The 19577-nt window shown below is 62.0% G+C and carries 19 protein-coding genes; 12 read left to right on the plus strand and 7 right to left on the minus strand.

Translation table 11 applies throughout. The annotated features are described in order from the left end of the window. Positions 1–77: 77 nt before the first annotated feature. Positions 78–863: an ABC transporter ATP-binding protein gene (locus VL130_RS06690; RefSeq protein WP_325361964.1), complete on the plus strand. Its 786-nt coding sequence runs from the start codon at positions 78–80 to the stop codon at positions 861–863. Between the two features lie 60 nt (positions 864–923). On the opposite strand, the gene VL130_RS06695 is transcribed toward VL130_RS06690, so the two are convergent. The 3 genes from VL130_RS06695 to VL130_RS06705 all read right to left on the minus strand — a co-directional run bounded on the left by VL130_RS06695 (position 924) and on the right by VL130_RS06705 (position 3836). Further along, entirely contained in the window at positions 924–1667 is a 744-nt protein-coding gene (locus VL130_RS06695; protein WP_325361966.1) for a hypothetical protein, read from the minus strand. A gap of 69 nt (positions 1668–1736) precedes the next feature. Beyond that, positions 1737–2921 carry a tRNA 2-thiouridine(34) synthase MnmA gene (gene mnmA / locus VL130_RS06700; RefSeq protein WP_325361967.1) on the minus strand — a complete coding sequence of 395 codons (1185 nt, stop codon included), beginning with the start codon at positions 2919–2921 and terminating at the stop codon, positions 1737–1739. 159 nt (positions 2922–3080) lie between these two features. After that, positions 3081–3836, minus strand: coding sequence for an SDR family NAD(P)-dependent oxidoreductase (locus tag VL130_RS06705; protein ID WP_325361968.1), 756 nt, complete (start codon positions 3834–3836; stop codon positions 3081–3083). 135 nt (positions 3837–3971) lie between these two features. Between VL130_RS06705 and VL130_RS06710 the strand changes: the two genes are divergently transcribed. Beyond that, entirely contained in the window at positions 3972–4868 is an 897-nt protein-coding gene (locus VL130_RS06710; protein WP_325361969.1) for an AraC family transcriptional regulator, read from the plus strand. A 4-nt stretch (positions 4869–4872) separates the two neighbouring features. Here VL130_RS06710 and VL130_RS06715 read toward each other — a convergent pair whose 3' ends face one another. Continuing rightward, on the minus strand, positions 4873–6225 hold the full coding sequence (locus VL130_RS06715; RefSeq protein ID WP_325361970.1) for a hypothetical protein: 1353 nt from the start codon (positions 6223–6225) through the stop codon (positions 4873–4875). 218 nt (positions 6226–6443) lie between these two features. Between VL130_RS06715 and VL130_RS06720 the strand changes: the two genes are divergently transcribed. Genes VL130_RS06720 through arsH form a run of 5 tightly spaced genes read left to right on the plus strand, consistent with a single transcriptional unit; the run spans position 6444 to position 9092 of the window. After that, positions 6444–6776, plus strand: a complete 333-nt coding sequence (locus tag VL130_RS06720) for a metalloregulator ArsR/SmtB family transcription factor (RefSeq protein ID WP_325361971.1) — start codon at positions 6444–6446, stop codon at positions 6774–6776. A 7-nt stretch (positions 6777–6783) separates the two neighbouring features. Then, a complete protein-coding gene (locus tag VL130_RS06725) occupies positions 6784–7284 on the plus strand; it encodes an arsenate reductase ArsC (protein ID WP_325361973.1) in 501 nt (166 codons plus the stop codon). Next, positions 7284–7958, plus strand: a complete 675-nt coding sequence (locus VL130_RS06730; protein WP_325361974.1) for an MIP/aquaporin family protein — start codon at positions 7284–7286, stop codon at positions 7956–7958. The genes VL130_RS06725 and VL130_RS06730 overlap by 1 nt, the downstream gene beginning before the upstream one ends. Beyond that, entirely contained in the window at positions 7955–8377 is a 423-nt protein-coding gene (arsC, locus tag VL130_RS06735; protein WP_325361975.1) for an arsenate reductase (glutaredoxin), read from the plus strand. The genes VL130_RS06730 and arsC overlap by 4 nt, the downstream gene beginning before the upstream one ends. Before the next feature lie 22 nt (positions 8378–8399). Next, positions 8400–9092 (plus strand): arsenical resistance protein ArsH, encoded by a 693-nt coding sequence (arsH, locus tag VL130_RS06740; protein WP_325362385.1) that lies wholly within the window; start codon positions 8400–8402, stop codon positions 9090–9092. On the opposite strand, the gene VL130_RS06745 is transcribed toward arsH, so the two are convergent. Next, positions 9093–10019, minus strand: a complete 927-nt coding sequence (locus tag VL130_RS06745; RefSeq protein ID WP_325361976.1) for a flagellin — start codon at positions 10017–10019, stop codon at positions 9093–9095. 5 nt (positions 10020–10024) lie between these two features. Next, complete coding sequence (gene flgK, locus VL130_RS06750) at positions 10025–12190, minus strand: flagellar hook-associated protein FlgK (protein WP_325361977.1); 2166 nt, start codon at positions 12188–12190, stop codon at positions 10025–10027. 519 nt (positions 12191–12709) lie between these two features. On the opposite strand from flgK, the gene VL130_RS06755 reads away from it, so the two are divergent. From VL130_RS06755 to VL130_RS06775, 5 genes are all read left to right on the plus strand, one after another. After that, on the plus strand, positions 12710–14737 hold the full coding sequence (locus VL130_RS06755) for a flagellar hook-length control protein FliK (protein ID WP_325361978.1): 2028 nt from the start codon (positions 12710–12712) through the stop codon (positions 14735–14737). A gap of 9 nt (positions 14738–14746) precedes the next feature. Next, positions 14747–15403 (plus strand): flagellar hook assembly protein FlgD, encoded by a 657-nt coding sequence (locus VL130_RS06760; protein ID WP_325361979.1) that lies wholly within the window; start codon positions 14747–14749, stop codon positions 15401–15403. A gap of 43 nt (positions 15404–15446) precedes the next feature. Further along, a complete protein-coding gene (locus VL130_RS06765) occupies positions 15447–16964 on the plus strand; it encodes a flagellar hook-basal body complex protein (protein WP_325361980.1) in 1518 nt (505 codons plus the stop codon). A 236-nt stretch (positions 16965–17200) separates the two neighbouring features. Next, positions 17201–17482, plus strand: a complete 282-nt coding sequence (locus tag VL130_RS06770; RefSeq protein ID WP_325361981.1) for a DUF1153 domain-containing protein — start codon at positions 17201–17203, stop codon at positions 17480–17482. 133 nt (positions 17483–17615) lie between these two features. Continuing rightward, positions 17616–18308: a glutathione S-transferase gene (locus tag VL130_RS06775; RefSeq protein ID WP_325361982.1), complete on the plus strand. Its 693-nt coding sequence runs from the start codon at positions 17616–17618 to the stop codon at positions 18306–18308. Between the two features lie 30 nt (positions 18309–18338). Here VL130_RS06775 and VL130_RS06780 read toward each other — a convergent pair whose 3' ends face one another. Continuing rightward, positions 18339–19367, minus strand: a complete 1029-nt coding sequence (locus VL130_RS06780; protein WP_325361983.1) for an aspartate-semialdehyde dehydrogenase — start codon at positions 19365–19367, stop codon at positions 18339–18341. Positions 19368–19577: the final 210 nt, after the last annotated feature.

The following is a 19577-nucleotide window of genomic DNA, read 5'->3' on the forward strand; positions in this document are numbered from 1 at the left end:
TTTGCGGATGTCGGGGGATAGGTTGAGGCAGGCTGAAAAAGATAGTTTTTCAGTTGAAAGGTCTATAAAAGGCCCGGATGTCCAACCTGTCCCTGCTTACCATACGCGACGCCTCGGTGGTGCGCGGCAAACGCCACCTGCTCGATGGTCTCAGCCTCACCCTCAAAGCTGGCCAGCACACCGCCATTCTCGGTCCGAACGGCTCCGGCAAATCCACCTTGGTCAAGCTGGTTACGCGCCAGCTCTATCCGCTGGCGGGCGGCCATGTGTCGCTGTTCGGCCATGAGCGCTGGAACGTCACAGACCTGCGCAGCCTGATGGGGATCGTGTCGTCCTCGATGCAGCTTGATTTCGACGCTCATCCGCCGCTGGAAGTTTTCGATTGCGTTGTCTCCGGTTTCTTCGCGGCGCGGGGGCTGTGGAAGCAACACGCCGTCACCGAAGACATGCGTGCGCGCAGCCATGAGGCGCTGATTCAAACCGGGGCGGATCATCTGGCCGGGCGCGATATGTCGACGCTTTCGACCGGCGAGGCCAGGCGCGTGCTGATCGCGCGGGCGCTGGTGCACCGGCCAAAAGCGCTGCTGCTTGACGAGCCGTGCGCCGGGCTTGATCCGGCCTCGCGGCGGGTATTCCTGGAAAGCCTGCGCAGGCTTGCGGTCAATACCACCCTGATCATGGTCACCCATCATATCGAGGAAATCCTGCCGGAGATCGGCCATATTGTCATGTTGCGGGACGGTAAATTATTACATGAAGGCGACAAGGCGGAGCTGCTCGACAGCGCGCACCTGACGGCGCTTTTTGGTATGCCGGTCGAGGTACGGGCACGAGGCGACTGGTACAGCGCCAACGTGGATTAAGGCCCCCTCCGTCGCCGACTTCGCGGCGCCACCTCCCCATTTGAGAAATGGGGAGGAGAATCAGCCGATCTGGCCGCGCAGGTCGCCTTTGTTGTCGAACGTAACGGGGAAATCGTTGGTGCGGATAGCAAAACCTTCGCCGCCGCCCATGCGGTTCAGCGATTGCCCCGGCATACCGGCATTGCCGCCATCGCCGCCCGAAGCGCCGCGCTGGCCACCCTTGCCGCCGCCGCCGATCGTGCCGTAATAGCCGCGATTGCCGGCCACGATGATGCCGCCGTCGCCTTGCAGTGCGCTGCCGCCTTCGCCGCCCTTGCCATTGGGGAAGCCGCCCCCGCCGCCCGAGCCGATGCCGTCCGCGCCGGCCCCTCCGCCGCCGCCGGCCTTGACCGAACCGGATTTGGTGATGGCGATGCCGATTGGCGCCTGAACGTAGATGGCGTCACCGCCACGGCCGCCATCGCGCACCAAAGGCGTATCGCCGCCGTCGCCGCCATTGCCGCCGCCGCCATAGACATTGCCCTTGATGAGCAGAACCAGCGATATGCCTTCGGGCCATTTGCCGGTATCGATGCCTGAGCCGCCGCCCGGATTGCCGAGAATATTGGTTTTGGCCGGGACGACGAACAGATAGCTGGCCGCCGACTGGCCATCATAGCCCTGCTGATCGGCCAGGGTGCGCAGATTGGCCGTTTCGGTCACGGTAATGGTGATTTCGGGCGCTTCCGGCGCTGTCTGCGCGAACACGGCCACCGGCGTCAGAACGAGGGCGGCAAACACAGCCGCAAACGCAAACATTTTCATGGAACATCCCCTCAAATATATCTGTATACGATATATTGTCCGAGTTTTATCCGCAAGCCGCTTTCGGTATTATGACGCCAGGGCGGCGCGCGTAGACGCGATAAAGCCGCCGCCGAGCACGCGGCCGTCATCGGCGGTATCATACAGCACACAGGCCTGGCCGGGGGCCACGCCTTCTTCCGCGCCGTCGAATTCGACTTCGATGCGGTCATCGGTGGCGATCAGCCGCGCCAGAACCGGCGGGCGGGTGGAACGCACGCGTGCTAGCACCGGCTTGTTTGCGCGAGCGGCGGCCAGCAGGTCGGCTTCATCGCCCAGCCAGTTGGTTTCCTTCAGCGTCAGGGCGCGGGTCAGCAAAGCCTCGCGCGGACCAACGATAACGGCGCGGGCGTCAGCGTCGATGCGGGTAACGAACAAAGGCTCGCCAACCGCGACATTCAGGCCGCGGCGCTGGCCGATGGTATAGCCGGTGATGCCGTCATGCTTGCCGAGCACGCGGCCGTCTATATGGCGGATATCGCCCTTTTCCATGCCTTGCGGGCGCAGCTTGTTGATCAGCGTTGTGTACTTGCCTTCCGGCACGAAGCAGATGTCCTGGCTGTCGGGCTTGTGGGCGATTTTCAGGCCCAGTTGCTGCGCAATATCGCGCACCTGCGGCTTGGGGATGCCGGCCAGCGGGAAACGCAGGAAATCGAGCTGCGCCCGGGTGGTGGCGAAGAGGAAATAGCTCTGGTCGCGTGATTGATCGGATGCGCGGCGCAATTGGCCATCCGTCGAGCGTTCGACATAGTGGCCGGTGGCCATGGCAAGGGCGCCGAGGTCGCGGGCGACATCGAGCAGGTCGTGGAACTTGACGCTTTGATTGCAGCGGATGCACGGCACCGGGGTTTCGCCGCGCAGATAAGAGTCGGCGAATTCCTCGATCACGGAATCGCGGAAACGGCTTTCGTAATCGAGCACATAGTGGGCGATGCCGATCTTTTCGGCGGCCATGCGGGCGTCGTGGATATCCTGACCGGCACAGCAGGCGCCAGTCTTTTTCAGCGCCGCGCCGTGGTCGTAAAGCTGGAGCGTGACGCCGATGACTTCGTATCCGGCCTGATGCAGCAGGGCGGCGACCACGGTGGAATCGACCCCGCCCGACATGGCCGCGACCACGCGCGCCCCCTGCGGCAACCCGACGCTTTGGCGGGTGGCTTCGATGGCGGCATCAAGATCAGCCGATTGGATAAGGGGGACGGCGCAGACGGTCATGGTTCCAAAATACGGTGAGCCTGACTCACCGCATTCTGGAAAGGACAAGTGTCTGCCCGAGCCTATGCGAGGAGCCTGTGCGGCGTTTGAGCACAGAAACAAAGCCGCTAGATAGGGCAAAACCGAGTAAATTGCTAGGGTATGATCCGGAAAAAGCGGTCAGATGACCTGGCCGCCGGAGACCTCTATGCGCTGGGCGGTCATCCAGCGATTGTCATCGGACAGCAGGCTGGCGATCATCGGGCCGATATCGTCCGGTACGCCGACGCGGCCAAGCGCCGTCATTTCGGCGAAGATCGTGTTGAGGTCTGGCATGTCGCGCACGGCGCCGCCAAGGAAATCGGTCTCGATCGCGCCGGGCGCCACCGTATTGACGGTGATGCCGCGGCTGCCGAGTTCCTTCGCCAGATAGACGCTGAGGATCTCGACCGCGCCTTTCACCGCCGAATAGGCCGCGAAGCCGGGATAGGAAACGCGGGTCAGGCCGGTGGAGAGATTGACGATGCGGCCACCGTCACAAATCAGCGGCAGCAGGGCCTGAGTCAGGAAGAACACGCCCTTGAAGTGGACATTGACCAGGGCATCGAACTGCGCCTCGGTGGTGTCGGCGATCAGGGCCATGTCGCCGTGGCCGGCATTGTTGACGAGGTGATCGAAGGTGCCGGTCTGCCAGGTGTCGCGCAGCGCCGCCTGTACATTGCCGGCGAAGGCGGGAAAGCTTTTTACGTCGCTCACATCGAGCGGGAGGGCGATGGCCTTGCGGCCCATGGCCTCGATTTCGGCGACGACGGCCTGTGCGTCATCGCGACGGCTTTGATAGGTGAGGATGACGTCATTCCCCTTGCGGGCGATATTAAGGGCAGTATTGCGGCCGAGGCCCCGGCTGGCGCCGGTTACGAGAGCGATCTTTGTCATGTCTGCATTTCCTGTATGGGTGTGGCCGGTTTATAGCGGGCGGGGATCTGGCGGTCGTTACCGGAACCGCTATATGACTTGCCTGTTTCTCCGAAGCCGCTAGGCGTGCCGCGCAGGATCAGTTAAAATGGGCTTATGACAGACACACTTCTTGATGCCGTTTCCCGCTATGTGACCGACCATGCCGATGCGGTGGGAATTGCCCAAACCCCCATTTCAGAGGTAACAGCGCTGCGCTCTGCGGCGCCGGGCGAACTGCAATATGCGATTTCCCGTCCGATTGTGGCGCTCGTCGTACAGGGCGTGAAGCGCGTCACGGTGGAGGGTCGGGTGCTGACATTCGGCGCGGGGGAGTCGCTGCTGATCACCGCCGATGTGCCGACGGTCAGCCAGGTGGTCGAGGCGACGGCCGATGCGCCCTACCTCTCCCTCGTCTGCGATCTCGATCCGGCGATGATCGCCGAACTGACGCTGGAGATGAAGATGGCGCCTGTAGCTGGCGGCGCGCCGGTGACGGTAGAGCCGACCGACAGGGCGGTGACGGAAGTGGCGCTGCGGCTGATGAAACTCCTGCTGGAACGGCCCGCCGCCGTGCCGGTATTGCAGGCGCAGATGATGCGTGAATTGCACTACTGGTTGCTGACGGGCCGCCATGGCGCCGCGATCCGGCAACTGGGATACCCGGACAGTCACACGCGGCGGATCGCGCGCGCTGTGGCGATACTGCGCGCCGAATTCACACACAGCCTGCCGGTGGAACGGCTGGCGGCGGTGGCCGGCATGAGCGCGTCGTCATTTCATCAGCATTTCCGCGCGGTGACGTCGCTGTCGCCCCTTCAGTTTCAGAAGCAATTGCGGCTGATCGAAGCGCGGCGGCTTATGCGGTTGGAAGGGCTGCCAGCCAGACAGGCGGCGTTCGCCGTCGGCTATGAAAGCGTGCCGCAGTTCACCCGCGAATACGGCCTTATGTTCGGCCTGCCACCCGGCCGCGATACCGAAGCCGCGCGAGCGCTCGTGAAAGCGGTGGCGTAAAGGTCTACTGCCTGTAGCCCCAGGTCAGCATCCAGCGGTCGATGGTGCTGAGCGAGATCAGGTCCTCGCCCTTGTCGTATTCGAGGCCGAAGACATAGTGGCTTTGCGGCGTCGGGTAATAGGCGGCGCGCGAAATCATCCGGCTGGCCGTGGCGCCATCGCCGCGCAGGTCATCGCGGCGGCTGTATTGCACGTTGAGGCCAAAGCCCGGCTTGTTCTTGCCGCGGTTGAGCCGCACATCCCACTGGGCGTCGAAGCCGGCGCGGGCATATTGCGGCAGGTCGATCAGGGCCAGCTTTTCGCCGGGATCGCTGACATCGACATAATCGGTCACCAGGGTCATGTTGGCCGTCTGGCAGATGACGCATTCCGACGAGCCGTTGCCCGGAAAGGTCCGGTCCGTCCAGGCTTTCAGCGGCAGGCTGAGCGAGGCTTCGAAGCGCGTCAGAGACGACTGGAAGCGGTCGTCGGTCTCGTAGGCGGCGGTCAGGCCGCCGATATAGGCTTCCTTGCCGTCATTGCGGGCGAAGCGGAAATGACCGCGCAGGCCGAGATCGAGGTTGTTGACCTCGCTGCCGGGATTGACGCTCGATATGCGTTCATAGCCGGCGAACGGGCGGATGTCGCCGAAGCCGCGATTGGCGACGCTCTGATCGCCCCAGGTGATAATGGCCGGCGCGGCGATGACGCCTTTCGCCGAAATCACCGGCGCGCTGTCGGCGGCGTTATCGACATAGGACAGCCGCGCCGGATCGCGCTTGGTGTAGTCGTCCTTTTCGGTTTCATTCACGGTCGAAGCGATCCGCCAGTGCGAAATGGCGGCACGCAGGCCTTTTTTCGGCGCAGCCTCTGCGTTGGGAATGGCGGCGATGACCGGCGCGCTGATCGGCGGCGGCGGGGGCGCGCCGACGCATTGCAGGGCGTAGGTGTCGTGCGACAGGTCGAAAAAGGCAGCGATCCGGTCGGTGCGTGAGGCCGGTTCGACGCCTTCACCGGCCCAGATCAGCCGAAACCGTCCGTCATCACGCGCGTCAAGCATGGCGCCGACGGTGCGATTGAGCGCGGCGTAGGCGCCAGCGGTCAGATTGCCGTCTGTCAGGCAGGCATTGTCGGCGCAGGCCGCGGCGACGCGTTGCGCCAGCGGGGTTTGCGGGCCGCTGAAATCGGCGGCGTCTATCACGATCGGGTAACGTGTCAAAAGCTGGCTGATGGCCTTTTGCCGCGGTAAGCTGCGAGCGGTATCCTCGCCTTCGCAGGCGGAGAGATCGAAGGCCGCGAAGGCGGACGGAGAGGCCGTATCGGTGGCGCTGGCGGGGGTTGCCGCGGCGATTAGCACGCTGGCCATAAGGCTGATCAAGGGCAGGACTCCTCCCTGAAACGGGTCTTAACCGGTAAAGGCCCTTCATGGATGCGCAAGGCGTGTGCGCGATATCCCCCGACCGTTCGCAAGAGCGGACGGGGCAAAATAGCAGAGCCGGCGCTGGGGTCTACCCCAAAAAGGGAATAAAAACAAGGTTATCCGGATGTGATGAATTTGGGGCTTGCTGATATCTATATATCATGTAATCTTGATGTATGGAAAAGAAGCAATCTCTCGACGCCTTTGCAGCGCTTGGCCAGGAAACCCGCCTTGATGTTTTCCGCCTGCTGATCACGGCTGGCCCGGAAGGCATGTTGGCGGGGGGAATCGGCGAAACGCTCGGTGTACGGCAGAACACGATGTCGGCCAATCTGTCGATCCTGACCCAGGCCGGCCTGATCCGTAACGCCCGCGAAGGCCGCTCGATCCGTTATTTCGCCGATATGGAAGGGGTGAAGGGATTGCTGGAATTTTTGCTCGAAGACTGTTGCGGCGGCCGCAAGGAGCTCTGCCAGCCCGTCATCGAGAAACTGGCCTGCATGTGCTGAGGAAACCATGACTGACAAAATCTATAATGTGCTGTTTATCTGCACCGGCAATTCCGCCCGTTCCATCCTGGCCGAAGCGATCCTGAACCAGATTGGCAATGGGCGTTTCAACGGCTATTCAGCCGGTTCCATGCCGCGTGGCGAGGTCAATCCGAATACGCTGAACTTTCTGTCCGGTTTGGGTATCCCGACGGATTTCGCCCGCTCTAAAAGCTGGGATGAATTTGCTGGAGCGGGTGCGCCTGCGCTCGATTTCATCATCACGGTTTGTGATAACGCGGCCGGTGAGGTCTGCCCCATCTGGCCGGGTCAGCCGATGACGGCGCACTGGGGCCTGCCCGATCCGGCGGCGGCGACCGGAACGGACGCCGAAATCGCCCTGGCGTTTGCGGATGCCTATCGCGTGCTGCGCAATCGCATCGCCGCCTTTATCAACCTGCCGATTAAAAGTCTCGATAAGCTCTCCCTGCAAACGAAGCTGTCCGATATCGGCAAGGATGCCCTTTAATGCCAAACCTGGGCCGCCGGCTGTTCGCCGAATTCATCGGAACGTGCCTGCTGCTGGCGACCGTCGTCGGTTCCGGTATCATGGCGGAACGCCTGGCGGGCGGTAATGTCGCCATCGCCCTGCTCGGCAACACCCTGGCCACCGGCGCCATTCTGGTCGTGCTCATCACCATGCTGGGACCGATTTCCGGCGCGCATTTCAATCCGGCCGTCACGCTGATTATTGCTATCCGGCGCGAACTGAAGACTGCGCCGGCGGCGGCCTATGTGATGGTTCAGATCATCGGCGCCATCGCCGGCGTCTGGCTGGCGCACGCCATGTTCGGCGAGGCGATCCTGCAAGTCTCGCAAAAGGTCCGCACCGGTCCGGCGCAATGGCTTTCGGAAGGGGTGGCCACTTTCGGCCTGATCCTAACCATTTTCGCCACCCACAGGGCGCACCGTGAGTTCGTGCCCGTCGCTGTCGGCCTTTACATCACCGCCGCCTACTGGTTCACGGCCTCCACCTCATTCGCCAATCCGGCCGTCACCCTCGCCCGCTGCCTGTCCGACACCTTCGCCGGCATCCGACCGGTCGACGTACCGGCCTTTATCCTCGCCCAGATCGCCGGTGCGCTGCTGGCCCTGGCCGTCTGCACCTGGTTTTTGAAACCCACACATGAGATAACTGCATGAACCCCGTCATCTTTCACAATCCCGATTGCGGCACCTCGCGCAATGTGCTGGCCGTGCTTGAAGCGGCGGGCTACCGACCGGAAATCGTCGAATATCTCAAAACCGGCTGGACACGCGAATTGTTGCTCACGCTCCTGACCGCCGCCGGTCTCACGCCGCGTCAGGCCTTGCGCGAAACCAAATCTCCGGCGAAGGAGATGGGCCTGCTTGATGAGGGCGTGCGCGATGAGGCCATCTTTAAAGCCATGCTGGAAACGCCGGTTCTGGTCAACCGGCCCTTCGTCGTCACCGATCGCGGGGTGAAGCTGTGCCGGCCTTCCGAAGCCGTGCTAGACCTGATCGATCGCTATCCGCCGGGGCCGTTCGCCAAGGAGGACGGCCAGTTGATGATCGACGCGGAAGGCCAGCGCGTTGTCTGATCCGCTTAACGATAGGCCGCAAATGGATGCGGCCAGCTTTCTGCCGGTGGACCGGATGGCGCTTTTCAATCCGAAGCGCTCGGATCATGCGCCGCGCATCCTGCTGTTATATGGTTCGGTGCGAGCGCGTTCATTCAGCCGGCTGGTTACGCAGGAGGCGGCGCGCATTCTGGAGGCCTTTGGCGCCGAAACGCGGATATTCAACCCCTCTGGCCTGCCTCTTCCAGATGATGCGCCGGCGGATCATCCCAAGGTGCAGGAACTGCGTAGCCTGGTCCAGTGGTCGGAAGGCATGGTGTGGTGTTCGCCGGAGCGGCACGGGGCGATGACCGGTATCATGAAGGCGCAGATCGACTGGATTCCGCTGTCGCTCGGTTCGGTGCGGCCAACCCAGGGCAAGACCCTGGCCGTGATGCAGGTTTCGGGTGGATCGCAGTCGTTTAACGCGGTCAATCAGTTGCGTGTATTGGGGCGGTGGATGCGGTTAGTCACGATCCCCAATCAGTCATCGGTCGCCAAGGCCTTCACCGAATTTGACGATAACGACCGCATGAAGCCGTCGCCCTATTACGACAGGATCGTCGATGTGATGGAGGAACTGATCAAGTTCACCTGGCTGACGCGCGATTGCGCCGGCTATCTCGTTGATCGCTATTCCGAACGCAAGGAAAGTGCGGAGGCCTTGTCGGCGCGGGTCAATTTCAAATCGATCTGATTATTTCAGCAAATTGAGCAGGCTGGTCTGGTTGAGATTGGCCAGCACCTGGGCCGACGCCTGGACCGCCACCTGCGCCTGTTGCAGGTTGGAATAGGCCGTCGCCATATCCGCCGAGGTGCGGTCATCGACCAGTTGCGACATCGAATCCGCCTGACCTTTCAGTGAGGTCTGGGTGTTTTCGACGCGTTTCTGCATGGTGCCGTTGAGCGCGCTGAATTGCAGCGTCTGGTCGTACAGCTTGCTGAATTCCTGCGCCTTGGTGGTCAGGAAATCCTTCTGGCCGTCGGTCAACGGGTCAGCGAAGGGGCCGGTGGTCGGGTCGTCGTTATAATTCTGGATCTGCTTGTAGAGATCCATCAACTGCGTGCCGATATCCGAGGCCAGCATCCCGGTCTGGATAGTGGTGCCGGCGTCGATCTGCGAGCTTTTCTTGACCGTGCCGTTGGTGAAGGCGTCGGCGGCGGCGGGCAGGGCGGCCAGTTGCGACAGGCTGTTGACCGAAACCGGCGCGTCATTATCGTTGCCGCCATTGAAAAGATACTGGCCGTTGTGCCGGTAGTTGAGGCCGGAAAGCGCCGCCGAGAAGCTGCCTTGCAATTCGAGGATCAGGGTGGTGCCCGTGGCGTTGGCCAGCGAACTCATGATCGAATCCTTGGCGCTGGTCACGGCGTCGCCGGTGGTGGTCAGGGCGATATCCTGACTGTTCAGGCGGGCGGAGACTGTCTGGGTGACGTCGATATAGGAATTGGTGCGTGACAGGGACGACTGGTAGGAGGCAATGATTTCGGAGGTGCGGCCATAGCCCGCCAGATCGGTGGCGATCTTCTGGGTCGAGACCTGGTTATTGGCGGATTCCTGCCGGGTCTGCGCCGTCATCAGGTTATTCAGGGCGTTGGACCAGGATTCGGCTGTCGAGATGCGCATGTGCTTTATACCATGTTGAGCAGGACGTCGTACATGTCCTTGGCCGCCTGAACGAGGCGGCCGGCGGCGCTGTAAGCCTGCTGGAAGGTGGTGAGATTGATGAGTTCCTCATCGAGATTGACGCCTTCGTAGCTCGACCGGCGCGAGGTCGCCTCACTGAGCAGGGAGGCGTTGCTTTCCTTGGTGGTCTTGGCAGTGGCGGCCAGATTGCCGACCTGGCCGGCGAGATCGGCGGCGTAGCGTTCGAGCGTCGAGGCGCCGCCGCCGTTAAGCCCGGCCGCATTGAAGGTGGTTGCCTGGGTGCCGATGGCAGCCATCGCCATGCCGCCCGCGCCATCGCCGCCGGTCAGGGCGCTGACGCCGCCGGCGGTGTTCAGGTCGACCTGGGCCAGGGACAGATTGCCGACATTGTTTTCGATGCGTGAGGCGACGTTGAAATGCGTCGCGGCGTTACCGGCGCTATCGGCCAGGCCGAAGAACTGGGTGAAGGAAGCGCCGGTGCCATTGCGCTGGGTTTCATCGCCGGCGACGCCGAGCGTATTGGCCGGACTGCCGAAACCCTTGAAGGTGAGCTGGCCATTGCCATCGAGCGAAAAGGTGCCGAAGCGGCCAAGACCGGTCGCGGTGTCATTCAGGCCATCGGTCCCGGTGATCAGGTCGGACATAGTGGTGGCGCCGGCCGGAATGGCGTAGGCGATATTGGCGACGGTCGCGCCGTTGGCGGACTTGATGGCGAAGTTGATCGTGTCACCGGCGGCGAAGCCGTGATCGCTGGCGCCGGTCAGGCCGGTCTTGAAATTGGTCGGCACGTCCGACGTGATCAGGTCGTTCAGCCCGAAAAACTGTGAAAAACCCTGGCCGAGCTTGTTCGACGGGGTGGTGCTGGTGGCGGGATCGGCCGGAGAATCGACGACAGCCACGCTATCCGTGCCGCCCGCCGTCAGCTTCATCACACCGCTGCTGAAATCGAGTGTCGCCGCGCCGCCCAGGCCGGCATTGATATCGCTGACGAAGCTGCCGACCGAGAAGGTGCCGGCCACACCGTCCATCAGATAGCTGCCATTGCCGCTGCCGTCGGTAGCGAAGGTCAGGGTCATCTTGTGAGTGATGTTGCCGGTCTGGTCGAGCGTGACAATATTGGTCTCGCCCCGAAAGCCGGTGATCGCTTCTGCCTCGGTCAGGCTGGTGTTCTTGCCGGTGAGGGAGGTCGGGGCCGGCACGGCGCTTGAGGCGTTGTGCGCGGCGTTCATCTGGCTGGCGAACTGGGTGACATACTCGTTGAGCTGGTCATTGACCGCCACAGAGGTCTTGTCGCGGATATCGAGCAGGCCCTTGATTTCGCCGGAGGTCAGGCTGTCGGCCAGGTCGCGGGTTTCGCCATTGACGCCGGTGACGGTAATGGCGCCGAAGCTGGTCGTGGCGTCGACACCCGTTGTCGGCTTGTAATCAAGGGTGGCGTAGGAACCGGCAGTCACCAGTGTCAGGCCTGACTGGGTGCGGACGGTGACGCCGCCGTTCGGTTCCTGATTGACCTTGACATCGACCAGTTTCGACAACTGGTCGATGTAGGTCATCTGACTGGTCTGTGCGCCGGTGGCGTCGGCGCCGGAAACGGCGGCGCCTGAGATCGAGCCATTGAGCGCGCTGATGCTTTTCAGCAGGTCGTTGACGGCGCTGACATCGGTGGCTATGCGCGCGTCGGCGTCGCCGCGGATGGTCTGGATGCGCGTCGAGATGCGATCGGCTTCGGACAGAAAGCCGGACAGATAGCTGACGGCCTGCTGCCGGCCGGCGCTGGAGGTCGGGTCTTCGCCGAGTTGCGCCATCGAGGACAGCGCCGAACTGGCCTGGCCGAACAGGTTATTGGTGTCGGTGATATCGCCGAACTGCGACTGTATCTGGTCGAGCAGTTCGTAACTGGTGTCCGATTGCGCCGAGGCCGAGGTCGCTTTCAGCGCCGCCGCTTGCAGGTACTTGTCGGCGGCCAGAGTGACCTGGCCCGACTGCACGCCCATGCCGACGCCGGCGGTGACGACGCTGTTCTGCTGGGAAACCTTGCGGATATAGCCCGGCGTGTTGAGATTGGCGATATTGTCGGAGACAACGTGCAATTGGTCCTGCGCCGTCATCAGCCCCGAAACACCGATATTCATGATGGACGCTAACGACATGCGGCGGCCTCCCGGCGGGCGTTCATAGGCAAACCCTGCATGCAACCCGGCAAAAATGGCCGGGGCGTTTTATGGCTGAATTTAAAAAAACTGTTGTTTTTCATAAACTTGGCTTTTTGTTCCTGACAGGGTGAGCGGTTGTCTGCGTTAACAGTTTCAAGTCGCGTGCCAGCTTCGCGGATCGTCAAAGTTCATGCCCGCGCGCGCGATCATCATATCGCGGGGCAGGGGATCGACTGAAAATGCCATTGTGGGGCTGGATTTGTCAGGACGCGGGGCAGGGAGAGGCCCGACAGCGGCGAAACGTCGCCGGTCTAGGCAAATTTGACCACTGTCCCCGGCAAATGCCGCCGTTTCAGGGGCTGTCACTTTACGGTAATTGTAGTTAAATCAGATGGTTAAGAACTGGCCCGGCGTTTGCAAGGCGCTTCCGGATTGGATGCGCAAAATGCGTTGACTTCGCCCCGACCGCCTGCCGCAAGACGCGACCGGCTGTTCTCGTTGTTTTCGCGGATATTCATGTCGTTCGATCTTCCCCTTATGCCAATAGTGGCGACCGGTGCATCCACCGGCGGGGAAACGGCTGCGTCTGTCTCAAATACGGGAACGGGTGACTTCGCCAGTTTGCTTTCGGGTTCTTTGACTGGCCTGACCGCCGCGCCGGGCGCCGGTGTTCCGGGATCCGCCTCCCCGATAAATGCCGCGTCGCGGAGTGTTGCCCTCCAGATCGCCGCGTCTCAGGCCGTTGACCCGCAAATCGACATTTTTCAGGCTGCTGTTTCCGCGCCGGTCGCTTCTCCGGTCAATACGGCGCAGCCAACCGTCACGCCCCAGGTCATGCCGGTCAATCCCCTGATCCTGCCGGCAGATGCCGTGACGCCGGAAGCGGTACCTGCGATCCAGGCGATTCCGCTGCCGATCCTGGCGCCGGATGTCGTCGTTGAAGCGGTGCCGGCTGAGGGTATCCTGCCCGCCGTGCCCGCAACGAAGCCGCAGGCAAAGCCAGTCGAAACGCCGACGCCTTCTGCTACAGCCCCCAAAACGGCGCAGGCCGAAGTCGCCTTGCCCGTGATCGTGTTGCCGGAAGCTGAACAGACGGCGCCTGCACTGGTTACCGTCGTTGCTCAAGATAAGCCCGCACCCGTTACGCCCGTAGCCTTGCCGGTCCAGGCCCCGGTGTTGACCGAAGCACCGATTGAAGCGGTTCCGGTTGTCGCGGCGCCTGTTGTCAAGGCGACGGACGTGAAGCCCAAAGAAAACGTGACGCCAAGCGAAAGCAAGGCGGCGGATGCCAAAACAGACAAGGTCGCCGTTGCTGAAACCGGCAAAAGCGCCCCCGAAACGATCCCGCTCGCACCGGACCCCGCAGTCAGCCTGGCCGTCATCGCGCCGCCTGTGGCGCCGGTAGCCGCGCCGGTCAGTCAGCCTGTCACCGCCGCGACCGGGGATAACAGCACGCCCGCGCCGGTTCGCAACCCGACTCCGGCTGCGCCGGCCGTGCCGCAAGCGCAAGCGCCTCAAAATCAGGCTGCCGACACTAAAGCGGCGCCGAACACCCCGTCCGCTCCGGAGGGGCAGGCGTCAGCCGCGCCGAAATTCGCCAGCCTGCTGAACGCGGCAACGCCGAACACACCCGCCGCCGCGCCTGCCGTACCGGCGACGAGCGCCAATGTTCAGGCCGATGCGCAGCCGGCCAAGGCCGCCGTGCCTGCGCCTCAAGCGCAGCAACCAGTTCAGACCCAGCCTGTTCAGACTTTGGCGCAAAACCAGGCCGCCCAGGTTCAGGCCCAGGCCGTCACGCGCAAGACCGCCACAGCCCGGGCTGAAAACAGCCCTGAAATCGCCAGCACGCCGGTCGCTGCCGCACCGTCCGGTTTCTCGCTGGTCAGCGCACCCGTGACGAGCGACGCCAACGGTTATGCGCCCGCCGCGACCCCGCAGGCGCCGGCTGCCAGCCTGATGTCGCAAACCGCCGTTGACAACATCAACGCGCTCAGCGTCCAGATCAACAAGCGCAACGCCGAGGGCGCGACCAAGTTTACCATGGAACTGCACCCGGCCGACCTCGGCAAGGTCGATGTGGCGCTCAGCATTGGCCGCGACGGCAAGATGACGGCGCACATGACCTTCGATTCCGATATGACGGCCGCCACTTTCAGCGCCCGTGAAAGCGACCTGCGTCAGCAGTTGAGCGCCACCGGCCTCAAGCTTTCCGATGACGCCTTAAGTTTCTCGACCCGCCTCAAGACCGACGCCACGGCCCAGAGTCAGGCGCAGACGGTCAATGCCAATGCCCGCAGCGCCGATGACTCCTCGTCGGGCAATTCGCCGCAGCAGCAAAATGCCTTCACCCAGGCAGACAGTCAGCAGGGGCAGCAGCGCCCTCACAGTCAGCATCTGGCGCAACTGGCCCGCAGTCAGGCCGCCGCCGATCAGGCCGCGGCGGACGCCGATCTCGCCGCGCTCAACAGCGCGATCGACGCCTCCGCCGCCCGCCTGAAATACCGTCAATCCGCGTCGCGCCTCGCGCTCGATCTCAGCGTTTAGGAAACTCTCATGGTTGCCAACGTCACCGATACCTCATCGACTACAAATAATACCAAGACGGCGGCGGATACGTCGAAGTTCAGTTCCGACTACAGCACCTTTCTCAATCTGCTGACGGCGCAGATCAAGAACCAGGACCCGCTGTCGCCGATGGACACCACCGCGTGGACGGCCCAGCTCGTGCAGTATTCCTCGGTCGAGCAGCAGTTGAAGGCCAATGGGTATCTGGAGACCATCGCCAGCAACAACACGCAGAATTCGATGAACGCCGCCGTCGGCTATATCGGCAAGACGGTGACCGCCGATCAGGACATCGCCACCTTGAAGGACGGCAAGGCCGACTGGCAATACGCCCTGAGCGCCGAGGCGACCAGCGCCACCCTGAGCGTCAGCGATTCCAAAGGCAATGTCGTCTGGAGCGGCCCCGCCGGCGACCTGACGAGCGGCATCCACGACTTTAGCTGGGACGGCAAGGACAGCAGCGGCAAGGCTCTGCCCGAAGATCAGTACCAGCTCAGCATCAAGGCCACCAACGCCGCCGGCGACGTCAAAGCCGCCATCGGCGTCACCGGCGTGGTCACCTCCGCCGCCGATGTCGACGGCACGGTCGTCCTCAAGGTCGGCAATACCTCCGTGCCCCTCACCGGCGTCACCAGCGTTTCCTGATTTTTAAACCCATTTCACTTTATCGTTTCCGGGAGTTCATCTCATGAGTATCAACAGCGCCATGCAGTCCGGGGTTACCGCGCTCGCCGCGAACGCCACGGCCCTCGCCACCATCTCGAACAATATCGCCAATTCCAACACCACCGGTTTCAAACGGGTCCTGACCAACTTCACCGACCTGGTTTCCGGTTCGAACAACAAGAACTCCTTCAGCTCCGGCGGCGTGGTTTCGGTCAATCGCCAGAACAACACCGCTCAGGGCGAACTGAACAGCAATACCTCAGGCTATAGCCTCGGCATCAACGGCCAGGGTTTCTTCGTCGTGTCGGAAAAGCCGGAAGACCTGACCTCAGGCAGCTCGCTGCTGTTCACGCGCGATGGCTCCTTCACCACCGACACCAAGGGCAACCTGGTCAATTCGGGCGGCTACTACCTGCAGGGCTGGCCCGCCGATTCCAGCGGCAACATCTCAACCTCGGCCACCAACGTCAACCTGCTGGCGCCGATCAATGTGTCGGACCTGGCCAATTCGGTCGAGGCCACGACGGCGGTCAACTTCGTCGCCAATCTTGACGCCCGCACCACTATCTCGGATGCGGTCAACCTGGCGGATAACGACCCGACGACCTTTGATGACGGCCCCTATAACGCCACCACCGCCGTCACCGCATCGGACATGACGACAACGCCACCGACCTATTCCGCGGCCATGTCGATCTACGATCCCGCCACCGGCGCGGGCACCAAGCCGGATTCGACGATCACTTCCACGGTGTCGGATTCGCTCGGCCAGGAACATACGATCACGATTTCCCTGCTCAAGGGCAATGTCGATACCGACAACACCACGCCCAGCCCTACCTACGGCATGACGCGCTGGTACTACGAAGTCTCTTCGGCTGATGTCGATTCCGACAATGGCCTGAATCAGATTGATACCGGCTCGATCTATTTCGATTCCAAGGGCAAACTCGTTAAAGACCCGGCGAGCTATGGCGGCACCCTGCCGAAACTGTTGTCGGACACCGGCTTCAGCATCGGGGCCTCGTCCGCTGACGTCACGGTCGCGCCGCGCTGGAAAACGGCGGTCGGCGCCGAAGGGCAGGACATCAGCATGGGGTTTGGCGCAGCGGGCAGCAGCAATATCACGCAGACATCGGGCGATTCCACCACCGTCTCGGTCAAGGCCAACGGCACCGAATTTGGCACCCTGTCCAAGGTCGAGGTCGGCGCCGACGGTATCGTCAAGGCGATCTACAACAACGGCAATACCCGCACCCTGGCCCAGGTCGCCCTGGCCACCTTCCTCAACGCCAACGGCCTGACGGCCGTCAGCGGCAACGCTTATCAGGTATCGACCGATTCCGGCGCCTATCTGTTGAAGACGCCGGGCGAGAACGGCGCCGGCAGCATCGAGGCCGATACGCTCGAAGCTTCCACGGTCGACCTGGCGCAGGAATTCACCGGCCTGATCACCACGCAGCGCGCCTACTCGGCGGCCTCCAAGATCGTCACCACGGCGGACGATATGTTGCAGGAACTGCTGGCTATCAAGCGTTAAATGAATTGAAAGAGCGAAGTTATTGAAGTTTTAACCGCTCTTTTTCATTTTATACTTATGTGAAGAAAAACTATTAATACGCGTTAATCTTGAAAGTGAACCCTTAACACATACTAAACAGAGTATTAACGATATCCTACCGCAATTTTTACACCATATTTACCATGGGGATTAAGCGGATGTTTAAGGACGTTGTATAGGATGCTCGTATGTGATGGTAACAAAGGCAAAACGCCATGCTTCAAGAGCAACGCCGCGATAACAAAGGCGAAAAATACGTGATTGGTCCTACCGGGGCAAAACTGACGCTCAACGACCTGCCGCCCGCCGGCACGGAACGTTGGGTTATCCGCCGCAAGGCGGAGGTGGTGGCGGCCGTGCGCGGCGGTCTGCTGACCTTCGACGATGCGTGCGAACGCTACAACATTACCTCGGAAGAGTTCCTGGGTTGGCAAAAGGCCATAGAGACTCATGGCATGGCCGGCCTGCGCACGACGAGGATTCAGAGCTACCGTTAACCCTGACGGCGCTTTCGACGAGATTTGACAGCCACACCTGAGCGATCGGGTGTGGCTGTTGTCGTTTTGTAATCCCTATTGCGATTTTATCCGCTGTCCGGCCAATTCTGTTGTCGTGAAACAGAGGTGAAGCATGGCGGACTATACCCTTATCTATTGGCCGGTGCCGTTTCGCGGGCAGTTTATCCGTGCCATCCTGTCTCATGCCGGCAAAGCGTGGGACGAGTCGGACGACGTGGCAGAGCTGACCAGCGCCGCGCCGGAAGATCAGCCGGTGCCCTTCATGGGGCCGCCGGTGCTGATCGATGATCGCACAGGCTTCAGGCTGTCGGAAATGTCGGCGATCGCCTTCTATCTCGGCGAAACACTCGACCTGTTGCCGACGGGCGTTGAGGGACGGGCGATGTCGATCAAGGTTGTCAACGACGCCAATGATGTCATCGATGAGATCACCAACGACGGCGGCCGCGAGATGTGGACGCCGGATAGCTGGAAGGCCTTTATCCCCCGGCTCAGGCGCTGGATGAAAATTTTCGAGGTGACGGCCAGGCGCAATGGCCTGACGCCGGAAGCCGGTTTCCTGCTGGGTGGCGACAAGGCGGGCATCGCCGATATCGTCACCGCGACGCTTTGGGGGACTTTGGCCGACAAGTTTCCAAAGATTGGCGATATTCTGCCAGATCAGGCGCCTTTGATCGCCGGTCTGACCAAGCGGATGTGGGCGACCAAAGGATTTGTCGAACTGGCAGCCTTCTCCAAAAAACGCTTCGGGGATGCCTACTGCGGCGGCCAGATTGAAGCGTCGCTGCGGAAGGTGGCGGGTTAGCCCGCGGTTTTCGGCCGCGGGCACTTGTGATTACGCCTGACTAAGCAGAACTTCGGCGATCTGGACCGCATTGAGCGCGGCGCCCTTGCGCAGGTTATCACCGGTGATGAAGAGGGTCAGGCCGTGCGCCACCGTGGGGTCGCACCGCACGCGCCCGACGAAAACCTCATCCTTACCCGTCGCGGCCAGCGGATTGGGCACATCGGTCACGACCACACCCGGGGCGCGGCTTAAGACATTCCGTGCGGCCTCAGCCGCGATCGGGCGCTCGAATTCGGCGTTGATGGACAGCGAATGGCCGGTGAAGACAGGCACGCGCACACAGGTGGCCGCCACCTTCAGGTCGGGGATTTCGAGGATCTTGCGGCTTTCGTCGCGCAGTTTCAGTTCTTCCTCGGTATAGCCATCCTCGTCCAGCACATAGTTGAGCGGCACGACATTGAAGGCGATCGGCACGGCCCACTTGCGCACCTCGCCGAGGTTCACGCCCGAACCGTCATGGGCCAGCGCCGCGCAATCCGCTGCCCCGGCCACGATCTGGTCGCGCAAAATTTCGATACCCTCGATGCCGCCGCCGGAAACCGCCTGATATGTGCTGGCCACCAGACGGATCAACCCGGCGGCGTCGTGCAGCGGCTTCAGTACCGGCATGGCCGCCATCGTCGTGCAGTTGGGATTGGCGACAATACCCTTCGGGATATGGCGCAGGGCTTCGGGATTGACCTCGGATACCACCAGCGGCACGTCGGGATCGCTGCGCCAGGCCGAGGAGTTGTCGATGACGATGGCGCCGGCCGCCGCGACCTTCGGCGCCAGGGCTTTGGAGGTCGAACCACCGGCCGAAAAGAACACGATATCGAGGCCGGCATAATCGGCCGCCGCGGCATCTTCGATAACGATCGTCTGCCCCCTGAAGGACACGCTTTTACCGGCGGAACGGCTGGAAGCGAACAGGCGTAAGGATTGCAGCGGGAAATTACGTTCGGCCAGCAGGGCCAGCATCATGCTGCCGACCAGGCCGGTGGCGCCGACAATACCGATATTGGGAATCTTGTTCATTAGTCACGTCTCCTTTGATTAGGCGGAAACGCGAGGTGTGATGGTCGTGAGTACAGACTGGCCCCGCGCTTTCGCGGGGCTTTGTCCGGTGTCTGCTGTTAAACCGCCAGCACGACAGGACCGCCCCGCAAACGGGTCGGTGTCAGTGTCGGTTTTGTGGTCATCATCATGGACATGGCGGCGCTTATAGGGGGAAATGTCGGACACGTA

Origin of the sequence: Asticcacaulis sp. (assembly GCF_035497195.1) — a bacterium.
Classification (GTDB): domain Bacteria; phylum Pseudomonadota; class Alphaproteobacteria; order Caulobacterales; family Caulobacteraceae; genus Asticcacaulis.

Bases quoted from the DNA above. Each gene is read 5' to 3' on its own strand.
- VL130_RS06690 (WP_325361964.1), top strand. From the start codon at position 78: ATGTCCAACCTGTCCCTGCTTACCATACGCGACGCCTCGGTGGTGCGC.
- VL130_RS06695 (WP_325361966.1), bottom strand. From the start codon at position 1,667: ATGAAAATGTTTGCGTTTGCGGCTGTGTTTGCCGCCCTCGTTCTGACG.
- mnmA (WP_325361967.1), bottom strand. From the start codon at position 2,921: ATGACCGTCTGCGCCGTCCCCCTTATCCAATCGGCTGATCTTGATGCC.
- VL130_RS06705 (WP_325361968.1), bottom strand. From the start codon at position 3,836: ATGACAAAGATCGCTCTCGTAACCGGCGCCAGCCGGGGCCTCGGCCGC.
- VL130_RS06710 (WP_325361969.1), top strand. From the start codon at position 3,972: ATGACAGACACACTTCTTGATGCCGTTTCCCGCTATGTGACCGACCAT.
- VL130_RS06720 (WP_325361971.1), top strand. From the start codon at position 6,444: ATGGAAAAGAAGCAATCTCTCGACGCCTTTGCAGCGCTTGGCCAGGAA.
- VL130_RS06725 (WP_325361973.1), top strand. From the start codon at position 6,784: ATGACTGACAAAATCTATAATGTGCTGTTTATCTGCACCGGCAATTCC.
- VL130_RS06730 (WP_325361974.1), top strand. From the start codon at position 7,284: ATGCCAAACCTGGGCCGCCGGCTGTTCGCCGAATTCATCGGAACGTGC.
- arsC (WP_325361975.1), top strand. From the start codon at position 7,955: ATGAACCCCGTCATCTTTCACAATCCCGATTGCGGCACCTCGCGCAAT.
- arsH (WP_325362385.1), top strand. From the start codon at position 8,400: ATGGATGCGGCCAGCTTTCTGCCGGTGGACCGGATGGCGCTTTTCAAT.
- VL130_RS06745 (WP_325361976.1), bottom strand. From the start codon at position 10,019: ATGCGCATCTCGACAGCCGAATCCTGGTCCAACGCCCTGAATAACCTG.
- flgK (WP_325361977.1), bottom strand. From the start codon at position 12,190: ATGTCGTTAGCGTCCATCATGAATATCGGTGTTTCGGGGCTGATGACG.
- VL130_RS06755 (WP_325361978.1), top strand. From the start codon at position 12,710: ATGTCGTTCGATCTTCCCCTTATGCCAATAGTGGCGACCGGTGCATCC.
- VL130_RS06760 (WP_325361979.1), top strand. From the start codon at position 14,747: ATGGTTGCCAACGTCACCGATACCTCATCGACTACAAATAATACCAAG.
- VL130_RS06765 (WP_325361980.1), top strand. From the start codon at position 15,447: ATGAGTATCAACAGCGCCATGCAGTCCGGGGTTACCGCGCTCGCCGCG.
- VL130_RS06770 (WP_325361981.1), top strand. From the start codon at position 17,201: ATGCTTCAAGAGCAACGCCGCGATAACAAAGGCGAAAAATACGTGATT.
- VL130_RS06775 (WP_325361982.1), top strand. From the start codon at position 17,616: ATGGCGGACTATACCCTTATCTATTGGCCGGTGCCGTTTCGCGGGCAG.
- VL130_RS06780 (WP_325361983.1), bottom strand. From the start codon at position 19,367: ATGAACAAGATTCCCAATATCGGTATTGTCGGCGCCACCGGCCTGGTC.